At 59.7% G+C, this 18,358-nt stretch carries 11 protein-coding genes; 4 read left to right on the forward strand and 7 right to left on the reverse strand.

Annotated elements, in window-relative coordinates; genetic code table 11:
- Positions 1 to 175: 175 nt before the first annotated feature.
- From C7S18_RS21445 to C7S18_RS21475, 6 genes are all read right to left on the reverse strand, one after another.
- Entirely contained in the window at positions 176 to 1,072 is an 897-nt protein-coding gene (locus tag C7S18_RS21445) for a helix-turn-helix transcriptional regulator (protein ID WP_170113418.1), read from the reverse strand.
- 842 nt (positions 1,073 to 1,914) lie between these two features.
- Positions 1,915 to 3,696: a TPM domain-containing protein gene (locus tag C7S18_RS21455; RefSeq protein ID WP_106893497.1), complete on the reverse strand. Its 1,782-nt coding sequence runs from the start codon at positions 3,694 to 3,696 to the stop codon at positions 1,915 to 1,917.
- 766 nt (positions 3,697 to 4,462) lie between these two features.
- Complete coding sequence (locus C7S18_RS21460) at positions 4,463 to 5,329, reverse strand: helix-turn-helix transcriptional regulator (RefSeq protein WP_170113419.1); 867 nt, start codon at positions 5,327 to 5,329, stop codon at positions 4,463 to 4,465.
- Positions 5,330 to 5,776: 447 nt separating this feature from the next.
- A complete protein-coding gene (locus C7S18_RS21465) occupies positions 5,777 to 7,162 on the reverse strand; it encodes a phospholipase D-like domain-containing protein (RefSeq protein ID WP_146152060.1) in 1,386 nt (461 codons plus the stop codon).
- Between the two features lie 66 nt (positions 7,163 to 7,228).
- The gene (locus C7S18_RS21470; protein ID WP_106893500.1) at positions 7,229 to 8,215 is read right to left on the reverse strand and encodes a hypothetical protein; all 987 of its coding nucleotides are present in this window, start codon (positions 8,213 to 8,215) and stop codon (positions 7,229 to 7,231) included.
- Positions 8,206 to 9,099 (reverse strand): glycosyltransferase family 2 protein, encoded by an 894-nt coding sequence (locus C7S18_RS21475; protein ID WP_146152061.1) that lies wholly within the window; start codon positions 9,097 to 9,099, stop codon positions 8,206 to 8,208. The genes C7S18_RS21470 and C7S18_RS21475 overlap by 10 nt, the downstream gene beginning before the upstream one ends.
- Positions 9,100 to 9,480: 381 nt before the next feature.
- Between C7S18_RS21475 and C7S18_RS21480 the strand changes: the two genes are divergently transcribed.
- The 3 genes from C7S18_RS21480 to C7S18_RS21495 are packed head-to-tail and all read left to right on the forward strand — an operon-like array spanning position 9,481 to position 16,066.
- Complete coding sequence (locus C7S18_RS21480) at positions 9,481 to 10,986, forward strand: TIR domain-containing protein (RefSeq protein ID WP_106893502.1); 1,506 nt, start codon at positions 9,481 to 9,483, stop codon at positions 10,984 to 10,986.
- The gene (locus tag C7S18_RS21485) at positions 10,983 to 11,939 is read left to right on the forward strand and encodes an AAA family ATPase (protein ID WP_106893503.1); all 957 of its coding nucleotides are present in this window, start codon (positions 10,983 to 10,985) and stop codon (positions 11,937 to 11,939) included. The genes C7S18_RS21480 and C7S18_RS21485 overlap by 4 nt, the downstream gene beginning before the upstream one ends.
- Before the next feature lie 2 nt (positions 11,940 to 11,941).
- Positions 11,942 to 16,066 carry an SAV_2336 N-terminal domain-related protein gene (locus C7S18_RS21495; RefSeq protein ID WP_146152062.1) on the forward strand — a complete coding sequence of 1,375 codons (4,125 nt, stop codon included), beginning with the start codon at positions 11,942 to 11,944 and terminating at the stop codon, positions 16,064 to 16,066.
- A 49-nt stretch (positions 16,067 to 16,115) separates the two neighbouring features.
- Here the strand turns inward: C7S18_RS21495 and C7S18_RS21500 are convergent, their stop codons facing one another.
- The gene (locus C7S18_RS21500) at positions 16,116 to 17,354 is read right to left on the reverse strand and encodes an NAD(P)/FAD-dependent oxidoreductase (RefSeq protein ID WP_170113420.1); all 1,239 of its coding nucleotides are present in this window, start codon (positions 17,352 to 17,354) and stop codon (positions 16,116 to 16,118) included.
- 89 nt (positions 17,355 to 17,443) lie between these two features.
- Here C7S18_RS21500 and C7S18_RS21505 point away from each other — a divergent pair, with 89 nt between their 5' ends.
- Complete coding sequence (locus C7S18_RS21505; RefSeq protein ID WP_106893507.1) at positions 17,444 to 18,358, forward strand: dihydrodipicolinate synthase family protein; 915 nt, start codon at positions 17,444 to 17,446, stop codon at positions 18,356 to 18,358.

Below are 18,358 nucleotides of genomic sequence, written 5' to 3' on the forward strand. Positions count from 1 at the left end.
AGTGCGCGTTTTCGCACTCACGCACCTTAGTGAGCCGGTTCCCAGGAGACCGCTCAGCACCTGCCGACTCTGAGGCTCGTCGATGTCCATTGCAGGCACCGAGATTGTCCAGATTACACACGCGACTTCCGCTCAGAGGCTCACAACAAGCTCAAACCCTCCCGATCGTCCTGATCTAGCACCCAGGCGCCGCAAGTTCATTTCGACCTTGGCTACTGGCAAGAAAGCGCGCGCGATAGGCACTCGGCGTACAACCGATCTCGCGCCGGAACGCGCGCGCAAACGAGCTCGCATTATCGAAGCCGCACATGCTGGCGACATCACTCGCTGAATAGCATTCCGAGCGCATCAGCCAGGCGGCATGTCGCAATCGACAACGGGTGGCATAGGCATGCGGCGGTTCGCCATAGACGCGCCGAAACGCGCGTGAGAAGTACCAAACCGAAAAGCGACTGGCCGCTGCTAGTGACGTTACATTCGCTTCGTTCTCGACTTGGCAAGCCATCATCAGGCAGGCGCGTTGCAAGCGGGCGAACGTCTTCAATCGCACTTGCAGTGACTTGCCCGGCGCGCGCGCCATAAGTGCTCGCAACTTGGATTGACTGCGGGAAAGCTCGCGCAGGGCTGCGGCAAATTGCATCTCGCGCTGCCAGTCCGCTTCGGCCTTGGTCGTTGCTTCGCGCAATACCGTACGCAAAATTCGGACTAGGCCGCGCGACATCCGCCCCATGCCGGCAAGGAGACGCATTTCCCAATCCGGCAACATGCGCTTGTGTGCTGGCTCGGTCATGCCGAGCAACAGGCACAATCCTTGCCGGCGGGTACTGACTGCGACCGCAGTCTCGGCCTCCAGAATCAGCCAATGGCGACCGGGCAATTGCAGGCTACCAAATGGACCGTGGACTCGGGCGCGGCCACGGAGATTCAAAATCAGCACCCAGGCGGTCTGCTCGATCCGCACCGAGGCATCCGACCCAAGTAGAACGTTGCGAAGTTGCGGCAGGCGCGGGCTGTTCGGCTCAGCCAGCAAGGTCGGAGACATTGGTTCGGGACGGTAATCATGCAGCCACATGGCAGCCTCCGTGTACGAGTCTGATTCCGCGCGGTGGATGCTTGGCTGCATCGTGGCTTGTTTTGTGAAAGGTGGGCATGAGCAGGACTCCCTGTCCGTTCGGTTGCCCGCGCGCATGCGGGCATCTCTTGATTGTCACTTTGCCAATCAATGTCGACTGCGTCTTTCAGAATTCGAACAACTTGGAACAAATTCAGCAAACCCTGTCGCCAGTCATGAGTCAAAGTGCTGACGCGATCGGCAAATCGATCGGGTGTGTCTGGCGAAGCTCGGAAGCCAAGCATTCAATCAGAGCGTCGGCACGAGCAAGCGAGTCAGGGCGCTCGTAGATCCGGCCGATTGCGTGTTTGCCCCATTGGGCGCTAGAGAATCCTGACTCACCGTTGGTCTGTACCGGCTGAATGCTCTTTGGTTTTAATCGTTGATCACACATTCGCAACTAAGGAACAAGCTGCGCGCATCAATGTCGGCTAAGTCGACCAAAGTTAGGGCCCGATCAACGACCGCCATTCTTGCATTCAACTTGCCTGGCTTGAAGCGGCAGACAGTGCCGCCCGCGCTGCACTTCGCGAAGATTGCCGCGTTCCACTAGATCGACGATCAGGTTGTCCGACCGATGCGGCAACTACGAACCAGCCAATGGGACCTCCAAATGCTGCCGCAGCAGACCGACGGGACCACCCGGTGGCCGGTGGCAGATTTTGGCGAATGCAACATGCATTCCGCGGCCCGAAACACCAATCTGCATCATCCCTTGAGGCTGAACGTGCGTAACGGGTTAGGCCGGAGTGGCACGTGCGATCGATCCTGGGCGCGTGCCAACTAAACTCCTCTCGGCGCGGTCAAGGCATCTGGTCGAAACTCACTACATCAAAGCTGAGCGTATCAGCCGGGTTCTGACTCAAGAAGTGGGACCTGGCAACAAAGACGAACTTCTGGCCTGGTGTCAGCTTGCGCGCCATCAGTTGCTCAGTGTGCTCGTTTAGGTACATCAGAAGATCGCGGCCATCATCCGATCGAACATGGATCGGCGCGCCAACCATATCGGCATGAATGTCGTTGATCCACTTCGCCTGACCGCTTGAAGTTGGGTCTCTGGATACGACGGTGCCAGCAACGCGCGTGAGCTTCCGCCACGTCGGGTCTTGTTCAACCGGGACAACCTTGCCGTCGGCACGGGCTGCGCTCATCGCTGCATCCTGGACCAAAATTTCGTCGAGCTGCTGATAACGAATCACGAAATCGGACAGACCAGCGTCATGACCGATATGCTCGGCCGCTGCGAATGCCATCTCGGTTTGGTCGGCATTGCAACGCGACTTGCAATAGGGCACGCCAATTTCCAGGAAACTCTGCATGCGATCGCGCTCCAGCGCGATGTAGTCGCGCATCTCCAGCATGATCCCTGGGCCAAAAGCCAAGCCGACTTGCTTGTCGTTCGGCGCCATCACCAACACCGCGCCGTTACCCACGTCGAGCTTGCCGACGCGCAGCTGACGCATCATGGCGTAGGCGTAGTCATCTGCACTCAGGCCCTGCAGATCCTTGGCGAGAATCGTCACGATCTCGACCGGATGCTGCGCCGCGAGCGCATACATCTGCTGCTCGAACGCGGCGCGTGCATCCGGGTCCAGTAAACCGATCTCGTCGATGACAAACTTGCCAAACTTGCTTGGGGTGGCCGCCACGTCCGGCACAGGCAACACGTCCACCGGCCCCACACCCGCGAGCACGTTGGGCTGGTCAGAGGCATCGTCGCTGCTGCCAGACGGCAAGGCGGGAACGCCCAGATCGTCGCGGCCAACGTTGGTGTCCGAAGCCGGCACTGGCGGCGCAGAAACGGCTGCCGGTTTGGTGTCCGCGCCAGATGGTGCGCTCGCTGGCATATTGGCTGCAACCGCGGCGGGCGCCTTACCCGAGCAGTCACCGCCTTGCTGCGCGCAAGCTTGCTGCCAGCCTTCTTCAATGGCCCGCACACGTTTGCTGCGGCCAGGGTGCGTTGGGCCGTCGGTGTCCGGCACCAAAGTGTTCATCGCCTTCGTGGCGTCTGGCAGCAGCGCGCCCATCTTGTACAGCACAAACCCGGAGAACTTGTCCGCTTCAAGCTCGGTGGGCGGCTGGCTGCCGCCGGGCTGAATCGTGTGACCGCTCAAATGATGTCCGATCTCATGCGCCATGATGCTGATCGGCGCCCAATCATTATTGGATGTCGCGCCGCGCACGTCGTCCATGAACCGGTCATTGTAGGCAATGACCCGCCGCGGCAATTGATCGGCGCCCAGCAAAATCACCGCGGCTGCATTGGGCACATCGTTGGACTGAATCACCTCAAAGTTCTGCGGCAAGCCGGTATAGCGCATGATTTCTGCCACGACATCGACGCCGGCTCCGGCGTCGCCTTGGCTCATTGCGTGGGCGCTCATCGTGACCGGCTTGCCGTCATACGAGCACGCTTGCAGGTTGCTGGCGATTGCATCCACCAGTTGTTGCTCACTCATGAATTTGCTGCGGCCCGAGCTGGCGACCAAGCCGCCCGACGAAGTTCCCGCGTCGCCGTGGCCACAACCTGCCAGGGCCAGGACCAATGCAGCGTGAAGCAGGGTGGGTTTGAGCGTACTTGGCATGGGGTGGCTCCGCGTCGTTGAGGGGTGTTTCCCTTCTCATACGCAAAACCGAGATGGTTTCTCCGGACACCCGCGCTAAAAAGACGATCACCCATTGTTCTGATCGCAAGTTACCGCCTCTCAAGACACCCCGAGCTCGCGGGAGCGCTCCCTCTCCCACGCCAGTGGGACGCCAGCCGCCCCTTTGGTGCGCTTGTTCGTGCTTCAAACGGTCAGCGGCGATGCGGGATGCTTGCGACGGCGCAGCGTGGCAAGTAGCCCTCTCCCCAGCCCTCTCCCACTCGCGTGGGAGAGGGAGCCGACTCCCTCCCCCGCGATCGCGGGGGAGGGCCCGGGGAGGGGGCTACTTGCGACAAGGTGCCACCGTCAGAATCGCAAATCGTCGCAACGGCTCGATGCACGAATCAGCGCGACAACGAGGCAACCAAGACGATCGTCACGCAGCACGTAATCCGTTGTTCCAAGGCCGTTTCCTTCACACCGATCTACTTGAGTCCTGAGTCATCGGTCGTATCTGCGCAATTGAGCCTGGGAGACACAGCGCCTATTGTCGTCATCCTGGAAGCCGCGAAGCGGATTCCGGGATCCAGGGCAATCTTGCGAATCAGTACCCTTAAGCGACAGCCTCCCACCTCGCCAAGTTGGCGCCTCTGTCACCCCGACACCCGCCCCGTTCGCTAGAACTGCATGAAAACGCAATCGGAGTGACGAACGGCCTATCGCAAAGTCGCGTTCGCACTGACACCGCTGACCCGCGACCTCGACCTCAAACCTCGGCCAACAACCAGCGCGCCCGGTACGCCATCGGCGTGCAGCCGATTTCCCGCCGGAATGCGCGAGTGAACGAACTCGCATTATCGAAGCCGCACATGCCAGCGACCTCGCTCGCCGGGTACCACTCCGAGCGCATCAACCACGCCGCATGTCGCAGTCGGCAGCGCGTGGCAAACGCATGCGGTGGTTCGCCATAGACACGCCGGAATGCCCGCGAAAAGTACCAGACTGAGAAATTACTCGCGGTTGCCAAGGCCAGCACGCTCACGTCCCGCTCCACGTGACAGGCCATCATCAGACAGGCGCGCTGCAGACGCGCGAACGTCTTGTGCCGAACGTGCCACGACTTTCCGGGCGATTTGCTCATCAGGCCGCGGAGACTGGCTTGAGCCTCAGACAACGCTCGCATCAGTGCCACGCATTGCATGTCACGATGCCAGTGCGAGCCCTCCTGGTTGTCTGGTTCGCGCAAGAGTGTGGCCAGCGCGCTCATCATCTCCTTGGTCACGCGCCCGATGCCCGCCAAGATGCGCATGTCGCGGTCGGGTAGCAGTCGCTGATGCGCGGCCTCCGTCAAGCCAAACATCACACAAAGCCCAGGACGCCGCGTACTGACCGCCACAACGGACTCAGCCTCCAGCACGAGCCATTGCCGGCCAGCGAGCTGCAGACTGCCAAACGTGCCATGCACACGGGCGCGGCCGCGCAAGTTCAGAATGACGACCCAGGCCGTTTGCTCGACCCGTGCCGACGTATCAGGGCCCAGCAACACCTGGCGGATCTGAGGTAGTCGGGGCCGGTGTGGCTCCGTCAGCACGGCCGGCATCATGGGTTCAGGGCGATATGCATCGAGCCACATGCGGGCCTCCCACGATCTCGCTATCGCCAGCGCCAAGCGCGCGTTCCAATTCGCTATTCCCATCTCGCGCACTTGCGCTGTTCAAGACCAGACTCCCTTTCGATGACGCCCAACGCATGCGGCGGTCAATAGCCCGCACTTTGCGACGGCGCACGGCCCGCGTCTTTCACATTTCAAGCAGCTTGGAAGATTTCGAACAATCCCTGTCGCCAGTCATGCCCGTTGAGGAGCCTCTGGCCAAGTTCAGAGACGACGCATGCTAGGGAGCCTCTGAACAAGTTCAGAGGCGATGCGGGCCATGGATGGCCCGCCCAGAATCAAGCACGCAAGTGCTTGATTCTGGGGCACTGAGTCCGGACACGTGCCGGACTCGGTGCGGGTCTGAAAGTCCAGGATGGACTTATTCAGACCATCCCTAGGGCTGGCGCGCCCTGATTCAGACCCGCCCTAAAGCAGGGGCGCCAGTAGTCTGGCCAGCGAGCTCAATGTCTCGCGAATCTGCCCAATGGTGCGAACGCCCCGGCTGGCGCGGGCGAAGGCATATTCGAAGAAGGCCTGGACCGGAATCACGGTCTCGGCATCGTAGCCGATGACCATGCACTCATAGTTCAAGAACAGACTACGCGCATCGATGTTGGCCGAGCCAAACATGGCCAACGTGTCGTCCACCAGCACGGCCTTGGCGTGCATCATGCCGATCTTGTAACGGAACACCTTGCCGCCAGCCCGTTGAACTTCGCGCAGAAAGCTGCGACCGACCAGATCGACCACCAGATTGTCCGAACGGTGTGGTACCAAGATACGGACGTCCACCCCTGAGCGAGCCGCGGTCAACACCGCATTCGTCACCGTCTCGTCTGGCACAAAGTAGGGCGTCGCGAGCCAGAGCCGGGAGTGCGCCTCGAAGCAGCATTTCACGAGGGCCGTCTGCCACGCATCATCGCGATACTCGGGGCCGGCCGGGAGCACTTGCAGGCACGCGTTGCCTTGTGGTCCGGAAACCCAGACCGGCGACGAATCGGGCGGCTCATCGCTGGCAAATCGCCAGTCGTTCCGGCAGATCTCTTCGAGCGCCAACGCCGTCGGTCCGCGAATCACTGCAGAGAAATCGAGCCACTCGTGCTTGCCCGCAGCGAGATAGTGGTCGCCGACATTGCGCCCACCTGTCCATGCCACTTGGCCATCCGCCACCACAATCTTGCGGTGATTGCGCAGGTTGAGCATGCGCTTTCGAAGCGCATACCAAACGGGTTTGAAGCGGACCATGCGACCGCCGGCGGCCTCCAGCGCACGACGTCCGGCCGCGAGCGAGCCGAACGAGCCAAGGTCATCAACCATCACGCGGACACGCACGCCGCGGCTGGCCGCAGCAATCAGGGCGTCCAGCACCAAGGCGCCGCTCGCATCGTCCTCAAACATGTAGATGAACATCCACAGCCGTTCGGTCGCGCCGTCGATCACATCCAGCAAATCGCGTCGCGCCACTTCCGGCCGCCAACTGCAACGGATGTCATTGCCACTCAATGCAGGGGGCAGCGCTAAGCGGCGCAACATGCGGTCCAGCACATGCGCGTCGTCAAACGGACGCACGGCGGTTTCGCAGCCGATCACCGGTCGCTGCCGAACACGCAATTCCCAGCGCTTGCGCGTGCCAAAAAGGAGATAGAGCAGAACGCCCAGCATGGGAAGCAACACGAGTACGGCGACCCACGCCAACGTCACCGCAGGTGGACGCCGCTCGCGAATGACCTGGAGCCCCAGCAGGCAGCTAAACACCAGCGCGATCGCCAGGATGGCTTCAAACAGATGCGCGGCGGTCAAGTTGGGCAGCAAGTGGGAACTCAAGGCAGGGATCGAGCATCTTCCGCTCTGCCTGTCAGCAAGGCAAGTGCGATGGGTTCAAAGTGTCTGGAGGAATTCGGCCAACACACTTCGATTGTCTGCGGCGAGCGCCCGCAGACGCGCAGCGCAACGCCCGGATCCGAAGATGTCGCGCCAGTAGCGTTCGCGGTCGGCATCCACCACGGCCAATACGTCGAGGACTTCGGATCGACGCGCCCAAATCACACAATCCTGGTACGGAATCCGGTCGCGTAACGGCACATCCTCGCTAATCACCAGCACGCCCCGCGCGAGTGCGGGCAGCACGCGAAGCTCTTCCAGCGTGTCGTGGTGCTCGGATTGGCGCAGATTGATCAGTATGTGCGTGTCGTCCAGCAACGCCATCAACTGACGTTGTCGATACGCGCCGCCTGCGTTCTGCACCGGCAAGCCACGCGTGCGCGCTTCAGCGCGAAACACCGCACGCCGGCCGACATTTGGATCGGAAAACAGCGTGACACGTGCGCGGCGGCGCGGGTGCTCGTCGTGACGGATCGGCAGGACCAGGGGCGCAAACCAGCGAGCCCGCGCGAGCAAGTCGGGCCGTTGCCCGCTCGCGCGCCAGTGCGCCAAGTTGCTGGCGCTGTAGTCGAGGATCAGGTCGGCCTTGGCGAGCGCGGACTGATGCAGCAGCCGGAACAAGTACGACTGACCAGAATCCGCCACGGGCGTGTTCGTGGAAGGGGCATGCGCCGCGTCGCTGCCGCCAGGCTTGACGAGCGTATGCTCCGGCTGAAACCGAATGCGCCGAACCGGCGAATCGCCCTTGGTGCGGCACGATGCCTCGTGCAGCGCCAGCCTGCAGGCAGGCATGGCATGCGCGGGCAAACTCAGAATCGTTGCGATGACCTGCTGTTGCCACAGCGCCAATTCCGGGCCGATCAGCCGATCCGGCACAATGGTCAGGGCCCCGTGCTGAATGCGTCGCGCCAGCACGAATGACCGCAGCCAACGACCGAACCTGAGCAGTCGCCCATAAATCTGCCGTAGTGCACTCAGGGCCATAACGACTCCGGCGCGTAGCGCTTGCCCAGGCGGCCACGAACACCGTCGCACCAAGCCTGCGCGAGGTAACCAGTGCCCGGCTTCAGCAGCAGCGCGTGTCCCAGCACCTTGATGCCCTTGCGCAACACAATCCAGTACCACCAAGCCCCGCCATGTCGACGCCACAACTCAATCTCATTGCGGCTCCGGTAATAGTCGAGCAACCGCTCCATGGCAGGACTGCGGGCACTGTTCAGATGGCCGCAATGCCGGACACGCGCCGTCGGCACGAGCCATGTGGCGGTGCCTAGCTTCGCCACGCGCAAACAGAAGTCAGTCTCCTCGCAATACAAGAAAAAACGCTCATCAAGAAACGGCCGCGCCAGCAGCCCGCGCGGCACATACCAGGCTGCGCCGTGCGCGGATTGAATCGCCGACATTGCCGCGTACTGGTCCGGTCGATGGTCGATCGGGCGATCGTTCCGACCCTTGCGCCAGCGCCCATCCGCATGCAAGAACTTCTCCGGCATCGCAATCGCACTGCCATCGCCATTCAACACCAGGCAAGCGAGCACCGCATCCGGATGCGCCGTACTCGCGATCAGCAACTGCGCGACCGTGTCAGATTCGACCACACAATCCGCATTCAACATCAGCAACCCACGATACCCACCCGCGAGGCATTGCTCCCGCGCCAGATTCAGTGCCGCCGCATAACCCCGATTTTCTGGCAGTCGCAAGCACCGGATACCAGAATGCAACCGCTGAAAAAGCGCCCCATCATCCACCGCAGACCCATTATCGACGACCAACACCCGATGCCCCGCATCCGCCGCCGGCAACAAACTCGCCAGACAACTTTGGGTCTCCAGGCGGGTGTTCCAGTGGACCAGGGCGATCAGCATGCGATCGTCGTCCGGTGGCACGAGTTGGTGGGTGCGCTGAGGCAAATGGTTCTGTCCGAGCAAGTGAAGGCAAGCCGATGCCGGTCGCTCGAAAGCGAGAACCGCGGAGCCCGACAGCTTAGTTTAGTTCCAGCGACCCGGGATAGTGGAGCGACGCCAGCTGGAGCAGCGCCCCTGAGCGGGCTCTCACTTGTCTGGCAACGAACCCGGCTGCGCAGCCAAACACAAGCCAAGGCAAATGGGCAGCGTGTTGAACTCAACCCGAAATCCCGGCACCATCAAGCCATCAGTGGACCAGCTTGATCGCCCGCGTTACGAGAGCGTATTGGAGATGAGTGTCGCGTTTGGGGGTTTACAAATTGCCGACGGAGCCTGGTCTCAATGACGCGGCCCGGGCAGATTTGGCCGCCAGAACATCGACCCGAGTTGGGCTGCTACGCAGTGGCGTTCTCGTTTGCCGGGGAGGATGTTGAGGTAGTCAGGCCTCTGGCCGAAGCCCTTGAGCAAGCGTTGCTGCCCGGAGAGGTGTTCTTCGATGAATTTGAAGAGCACAAGCTGTTTAATAACAGTTTGCGAAATGACCTTTCCGACCTGTACTTGAATCGCGCTGTCCTTGTGGTCCGTTGCCTGAGCCAGGCTTACAGCAAAAAGCCGTGGTGCCAAGCTGAATCCGTTGTCATCGCGGTGCGCGAAAAGCTCTCCCCTCACTCAGTGTTGGACATCTACGTAACAGACGCACAGAACCAGAACCTAGCAGGCCAGGCAGAATTTCTAATTGCGGCGCATCTGCATCCCCAACTGACTCTGGAGACGATCATGGTGCGTCTGCGCGATTTGTGCAGGCTCCCGCCACGCAATCCGAAAGAGACCCGTTCTTCTGTCTCGGTCTTCGTCATGCAGGAACTCAGTCGCAAACTGTCAACCGTTGCGATCAGTCGCGCCGATTTGGTCGCTGCAGTTGACTGTTGGCCGGCGCCAGAATCGGCTGTTCATTCGAACATCGACTGGTGGTTGAGCGAACGGAGGGCGTACCCAGGCGATGACAAACTCGTCAACCTGTTGCACGGGTTATGGCCAAAAATCCATTCGCTTCATCACGAAATACAAGACTGGTTCCTAACCTATCTGAAACGACCATTTCCAGCTCCGCCTAGAAACCAAGCCAAAGCCATTGTCCAATGGCACCGAGAGCGTGTCGCGGCGCCCAAGGAATCGCCGAAGGAAAGGCACGCCTTCTTTATTTGGCGGAATCAGGGACATCAAGCCTCTGTGACTTTTGAAACATCACCCTCCGAAGCTTCGGTTGACTTCAAGGTCCGATTTCCAGATGTGGTGGACCAGGTCGGTACTCTTGATCAGATCGAGCGAGTCGAACTGGCAATCGAAATTGACCAGTTTGCTAGCGATATGCCCTACTGGAGCATCCAATTTGGACTTTTTGAGAGTCCGCTCAGTTTGGCGGTCCCAACGAATCTGCGTAGTTTGCAGCGTGCCCGTTTCAAGCAGGGGTGTGCGCCACTCCCGGCGGCTCCACTCTGCAAGCATGAAGTTGCGTGCGTCTCGGAATTCTGGGTCAACGACTGGCCAGCTGACCATTGCCTGGTCGTCCGGTCCCTGCAAGGCGCTAATGCAGTCTTTTTCAACAAATTAATCATGTCCGCCAGGCCCGTCGCAATGTGGTCAGAGAAGGCTGACCTAGTAGTGTCCGATGAGCAATGGAAAAAGCTCTCCAACTCAAGGACGTTGCCAACCGAGGCCATGAACTTTGCGGAAGACCAACGTAGGAAACATGCTGCATTTGAACTCCGACTGTTCTACGAGGACCACGAAGTCCCGTTGCATCAGCCGGGCGAGCTAAACAATCGAGGTCTGGATCCCCCGCTATGAAACTGTCTGAGCCTACCTTGCAGCTGAACAACCCCATCTTCAAGGGCGACCATCAAGCCCAGCAGCGGGTGGCATTTCCAGCACCACCACCTTGGCGCAGTTTCGCCAAGTCCGACTCAAGCCAGGGGCTCGAACCCTGGCAGATCCGTGCGAGTCAGCATCAGGCAGACGCGCAACAGATTCAGGCGGTCAATTTGGCACTGCATCTGCATCGGCCCATTTTAATTACCGGGCTCGCGGGTACCGGTAAGACGTCTCTCGCCTACGCTGTGGCATATGAGTTAGGTCTCGATCAGCCGCTCATCTGGCCGATCAACTCGCGCAGCACCCTCCAGCAAGGGCAGTATCGCTTCGATGCGGTCGCTAGGCTCCACGACGAGAGCAAGGATCTCGTGAAGTACATCAAGCTTGGCCCACTTGGTGCAGCGCTGGCGAAGTCCACGAGCAGCAAACCTGCCGTGCTCTTGATCGATGAGATCGACAAAGGAGACATTGACCTTGCCAACGATCTACTGCATGCGATGGAAGAAGGTCGCTTTGAAATCGAGGAGCTGAGGCGCAGTGGCCCCGGCCCATATGAGCTTGACCTTCCCGGTGGCGGCAAACGTACGGTCACTGATGGCGTAGTGCAATGCGAGTACTTCCCAATTGTTCTCATGACCAGCAACGGCGAACGCGACTTCTCTCAGGCGTTTCTACGTCGGTGCGTCCGGTTGGATATTCAGCCGCCAAGTTCTGCGCAATTGCGGTCAATTCTCAAGGCTCGGCTAAATATCGAGGATGAGGACCAATATCAACAGCTGATCAACGATTTCGTCGACATGCGCGCCAAGAATCAGCAACTGGCAACGGATCAGCTCTTGAACGCCGCGCAGTTGATTCAGAGAGGCGTCGTTGCGGCCGACTTCGACTTGTTGCAGCAGCTCGGTGTCTTAAAGAATCTGAGCGACTGAGCGTGGATATCCGCGATGCCATTCGGAGCCTGCTGCAGAGTGAAGATGGATACGCTCTGGCTGACGTTCTTTGGCTCGTCCAGCAGGAAGCGGTGTGCGTTTGTCATTCGCCCAAATATTCGGGACCAAACGAAGAGCCCCCACCACGCGAGAACAATCCGGACACCAACCCAGGGCACACTGCGAATAACCTTCAGGCTCCGGAAGCGAAAGGCAGGGAGACCGATCTGACGCAAACCGAAAAGGCGCATCAAGCAGCGGAGAAGCCGTTAACGTTGAAGGCAGCTGGTGCAGATACCGCGTGGAAAATCCGAACGCCTGGTACCCGAGCCTTGCCCGAATCAAAGCGGCTCGCGCGCAGTCTGCGCGATCTCAGGCGAATTGTGCCAAGCCGACAGGGACAGGAACTCGACGAAGCCGCCAGTATCGAGGCAAGTGCGATGTCACGTCGTCCGCAACTCGTGTTCGCGCCCAAACGCGAACGCCATTGGAGTCTCGTGCTTGCGATCGACGAGAGCGCTGGCATGTGGATTTGGCGCGACGCGTTGACCGAGTTTCAAAAGGTGTGCGAGCGGTCCGGTGCGTTTCGCGATGTTCGAGTCCGTCGATTCGATCCGGCAAAGCTCGTCCATCGCGGTCCAAAGCAGAGCGATGGCGCTGGACTTCATACATTGCGTGACGCTGAAGGTCGTCAATTAGTGTGGTTTGTCACGAGTGCTGTGGCGCCAGCATGGCGAGGCAATAGTCTGTTGCGCACGCTGGGTGATCTATCTCGTCAGCTCCCATTGGCGCTGCTGCAAACCTTACCTGAACGACTTTGGAGACGGACAGGCATTGTCAAACGGCAGGATGCGATTCCGATCTACGTCGGTAGCAAGGCGGCCGCGCAAACCAGCTCCCAATACATTCAAGAGGCGAAGCAGCCGTTTGAGCAGGGTGCCCTGAACAAGCGTACTCACTGGACCCTGCCGCTGTTGGGTCTGTCAGAGGACTGGTGGTCCGCCTACGGCCGCATGATCAACGATGCCGCTCCCCCTAATGTCCCCGGGCTTGCGCTGCCAACTGACATTGCAGCTGATGTTGAACAACCTTCGGAGCCTGTTCAAGTTGGTTCCGATCCGACTGCCCTATCCGAGCAAGAGTTGCGGGAGAGGCTAGAGCAGTTCAAGCGCGATGCCAGCCCCAGAGCCCGAGAATTGCTATACCTCTTGTGCTATGTGCCGCTACAGCTGGCGATCATCCGCCTGGTTCAGCGCGTCACCCAGGGGGAACAAAGCGGAAACGGCGAGTTGTCGGAGTTGTTCTTTTCCGGGCTCATCCGGCGCATCTCGCCGCCAAGCGAACTTGACCCGAATCGTGTCAGCTTCAACTTTCACCCGCCGCTGCGACAGTGGTTGCAGTCTGAGGTGCCGCTCGGCAAGGCCATACAGATCAAGCATTTGCTGAGCGAGTTCCTGAAGGATCGATATGGTTCCGGCTACGATTTCATGGCTGAAGTCAGTACTGGCGACCTCACTGAGGACCTGAGTTTTGCCGAAGTTCGTGGGCTGCTGGCAAGGCGCCTGATGCCCGAGCCCAGGGCCGATGAGCAAGCGGTTCAGGGTTCGTCTAACCCGCAGATCGAGCAGCAACAACTTAGCGGTCGGCGGATTCTCTGGATAGATGATGGTCATCCGTCTAACACGTTGGAGATTGACGTGTTGATGGCCGAAGGAGCGGCTGTTGACCCCGTCACTTCGATTGAATTGGCGAGTAAATGCCTCGCGAACTCATCATACGATGCGTTGGTCGCAGATTTCCTGTTAGATGGTAACAAGGCTGGTGAGCTCACATTTTTGGATTACGTCGATGAACGCTTGCCGAGCATAGTTCGGATCGTCTATCCCAGAGTGCATCAGCGAGATATCGCGCTTGCGGCGATGCAGATGCGAGTCGAACTCCCGTCGAAGAGAAGGGAGACCCTGCTTGGATGCTTAGTTCGCACCCTTGCCCCGGATGCCGTTCGCGATGGAGTCTGGCCAGACGTCGGTGGTGAATGGCGTGACTACATCGGCATCGATAGGAAGAGCTTTGAATCAATTTGGACGTCCTTCGAGCAGGTCCAGAGAAGTGACCCGTCGCTGAATGCTGCGAACCCAGTTAGCCTCCTTCAAGAATGTCTTCAAGCTTTCTGTCTCTGTGGCGACGAGATTGTTGTGACACCTAGACGCGGAATGCCGGCGGCGAAGGTCCATACTAAACCGTCGATGCAGTCTGAGGCGCACTATGTCTTCATGTCCAACCAGCAGATGCAGATTCTTTCGAGCAGACAGAAGCACTGGATCCAAGAGGCGTTGCTGTTCTTGGATCGCTATCGGAAAGACGGCGCTAGTCTGCGGCGCTGGTACGAAGAATCCCAGTTCCTGAAAAAGCCGCCTTGGGAGCAGATCGATCTACTCTCTCGCGTCGCGATCTTCTGTGTGGACATCGCTGGATGGCAAACTGTGCCTTTGACGGCGCGGTCTTGCCTAGCACTCGCGCGTCTGGTTGGTTTCCAGTTGACGTTGCCGGCGTCTGAGGAGGGGCTGTTCTGGGAACGAATTTCCGTGCTTACCAAGCCGTCTGAAAATGAGCGCGCGCGAATATCGAAGCACCTTCGTGCGGGTGGCTGGGAGAGTCGAAGCCCGCCAATCGTTCGTATCGCTCTGTCCATGCTCATCGAACGTACGGAAGGACAGTTCCGCGAGCTCGGCAGCGGATTCGACTCGTTGGATGGGATGCTTCCCATGCCACAAAGGGCTCGGGTTCTATCCTCACTGGAGGTCAGGGACTGGGTGCCCCCGCAGTCAAGTGTTCCGCTTGGCTGGTTGCCGCGGCCAGCAGAGCAGCATGCCGAAGTGGCAGAGATTATTGCCGAGTCCATGGGTTACCATCTTGTGGACTTCATCGGATTTCATCCCGACTGGAACAGCCGCGTTCCAGTTTTGGTCGTTGGGAAACAAGTCATCTGTGAGAACTCAAGAGATACCGCAACAGTCATGAGTGCATTGAGCTCTTTGGACGTCAAAGTCGAAGAAGTGAAGGACTATGCAGAAGACTGGGCGTATCCCTTGTCTGTACTGGCGCACCTGCATGAGCGTCCGCCCCCAGTGTTCTGCGAGTTGCGCAGCTTCAGCGAGTCTGAAAACTGGGCATGGATCAAGGACCTAATGGATCAGCGGATCTTTGGTGTGAGTGGCCGAATTCGAAGCGACGAACACCGGTTCAACTCCCTTGTGGTGCAATTTTATCGTCCGAGTTCTGAATCGTCGATTGATCCGGACGCGCAGATGATCGTCTGCAAGGCCAGAACGCCAGCAGAGTTTGCTCGCGAGTTCTTCGAACGCACGGAGTCTGCGTGGCTGCTTTATCGCGAAAAGGCAAGCGAGGCTGAGCTCAAAGAACTCGCAGAGGACATTCGATTCCTTTGCGAAACAGGTCATGGCCGCAACGTTGAAAGTCAAAGTTTGCACAGATATTTGCCTCCCAGGCCTAGACGAAACGGAAGGTTGCTATCGGCAAATGCCAAGGAGGCACCGTTACTGAAGGGAGCGAAGCAGGTCGAGCTAGTTGTTGTCGGCGCGCCCGATTGGCCCATCGAAAGTCGTATCCTGTTCGACATAGATGTCGCGTGTGTTGTCGGACTGCAGACCGAGAAGCTTGAGGCCGTTCAAGCCCCCCGGCACAACCTCTATATTCAGACCGCAATTGCAAAACGTCCGTTCAAAGTAGGCGCGATCTGTGATGGCGGCGCGACGATTCTGGGACTCGATCTGGCCTCCTTACCCGATGTGGAGTGGCCTCCGGCAGAAGGGGCTCAAGCTGGTTTGGAGCTGCGAGGGCAGGATTTCGATGCCTACCTTGACGAGACAGGCTATTTGGCACTGAAACCCACTTCCAGGGTCCGCGAAGACCTAGAGAAATCCACAGCCGATGTGCGTAATGTACTGGTCGCAGAAGCTCAGCAGCTGCTCACCGTGCTGCTTGATGCATCGATTGAAGGCGACCTGATGGACGAGGGCTGGAGAGCGCGAGTTTCTCAAAGCAGCCTGGCTGACATTTCCAAGGTGTTCGGGCAGACTTTTGGAATGGGCGTCGACCCGTCTTAGTCCCTGCCGCATATGCTCCGATCACTCTCGTCCAGGCAATTCAAGAAGGTCAACCGAACCGGCGGAGATCGAAGGCATCACAAGGTATATGAGGATGCGAGCCGTCGATCAATCGACCCATCACCTCCGCCGTCATCGGCGCCAAAGTCAGCCCAATATGTTGATGCCCAATCGCGTAATAGATCGGCTGGCCGGGCACTTGGCCGAGGCCGGGTAAGTAGTCGGGCAGAATCGGGCGGGGGCCGCGCCAGCGGCGGCTTGGGTCGGACTTGGGATACCCGACTTGGGCGAGTAGTTCGTCCAGCCGCGTGAACTTCCGCGGGTCCACTTTTGAATGGAGACCGCTGAATTCCATGAAGCTGGAGGCGCGGAGGCGGCCGGCCATCGGGGTGACGAGCAAGCGCTGGTCGCTATAGAGGATCGGGGCGTCGATCTGGGCCGGTTCGTTCGGGAGTTCGACGTGATAGCCGTAGGCGGGTTGCAACGGCACCTTCAAGCCAAATGCTTCGAGCAATGGCTTGCTCCAGACGCCAGCCGCGACGACGGCCGCTTCGGTGTTGATCTGACCGGCGCTGTGTGTGATCACCAGTCCGGCGCCGCGGCGTTCGATCTTCGTCGCGGCGACGGGCTCGAATACGGCGCCGTGCGCTTTGGCGGCATCGGCACAGGCTTTGCCGACTTCGGCGGGATCGAGGACATGACCGCAGGTCGGGAAGTGCAGGCCGGCGATGGCATCGACACCGGCGCGCTGCGCTTGCACGTTGAGCCACGAGGCATCAGCGGGCGCGGTCGGGATATCGAGCGTCGCCATATGTGCGGCTTCCGCGGCGGCAGCTTGCTCAGCCTTCGCGCCGTACCAAATCTGATAGTGGCCGTTCTGACGCAGGAGGTCAGTGCGGCCAAACGCTTCGAGCATCTGCTGGAAGTCGGTTGTGGCGGTGCGAACCAGGGGCGCGAGCGCGCGGGTGTTCTCGGCGCGCCGAAACGCTGCCATCGCGAAGCGTAGCGACCACGGCAACAAGCCAAACCAATGTCGCATGGGCATGTGCAGCGGCCCACCGAATTGCACGAGTTCCTTCCAGAACGTCAGCAACAGCTTCGGGGAGGGCAGGGGTTCGACCAACTCGGCTGCAATGTGGCCGACATTGCCATAGCTCGCGCCGCCAAAGCCGGGTGGTTCGGGGTCGAGCACGCGCACGCTGTGACCTTGCGTGGCCAGCCGCCAAGCGATGGCGGAGCCAATCACGCCGGCGCCAATAACGGTGATCTCGCGCTTTTCGATGCTCATGTCTGGTGCGGGTCCGCTTGCTCGGGTCAGGGAATACCGTATACGATCTACGAAACCAGAACAAGCCATCCCCTAACCGGAGTCGTCTGATGACTAACCAGATTTCTGTTGCCAAGCCTGACTGGCGTGGCGTTTTCCCAGCCGCCACCACGCAGTTCGGCGAGAACATGCGCGTTGATATCGGTGCCACGCGCGCGGTGCAGCAGGCCCTGGTGCGCGATGGGGTGCATGGCTTGATCCTGCTCGGCACGGTGGGCGAAAACTGCTCGCTCAGCGCCGATGAAAAGCGCGCTGTGTTGACCGCAGCGGTCGGCGAAGTGGGCGGCAAGGTGCCGTTGATTGCCGGTGTCGCCGAATTCACAACCGATGCGGCCATTGCGTATGCGCGTGATGCTGAGGCGATTGGCGTCAGTGGCCTGATGCTGTTGCCGGCCATGGTTTATGTGCCGACGCCAGAAGAACTGGAGAAGCATTTCCGCGCGGTCGCGAAGGCCACACGTCTGCCGATCATGCTGTACAACAATCCTCCGGCGTATCGCGTCAACATCGACATCGCGACGCTGCAGGCTTTGTCTGATTGCGAGAACATTGTCGCGTTGAAAGAGTCGGCGCCCGACAGCCGTCGCTTCACTGACGTCTACAACGCACTGGGCGATCGCTACACCCTATTCGCGGGCCTCGACGATGTGGCCTTCGAAGGTCTGGTGCTTGGCGCGGCGGGCTGGGTGTCAGGTCTGACGAACGCATTTCCAGTCGAGTCGTTGAAACTCTATCAGGCGATCGTCGATGGCGATCTGGAACTCGCCCGCAAGATCTACCGCTGGTTCATGCCGCTGCTGCATCTCGATGCGCATCATGATCTGGTCCAGAGCATCAAGCTCGCGGAAGCAGTCATGGGTCGCGGCTCCGAGCGGGTACGACCGCCGCGCTACCCGCTGACTGGCGCGCGGCGCGCCGAAGTCATCGCGCTGATTGAGCAAGCCCGCGACAACCGGCCGTTCTGA

Origin of the sequence: Ahniella affigens (genome assembly GCF_003015185.1) — a bacterium.
Lineage (GTDB): Bacteria > Pseudomonadota > Gammaproteobacteria > Xanthomonadales > Ahniellaceae > Ahniella > Ahniella affigens.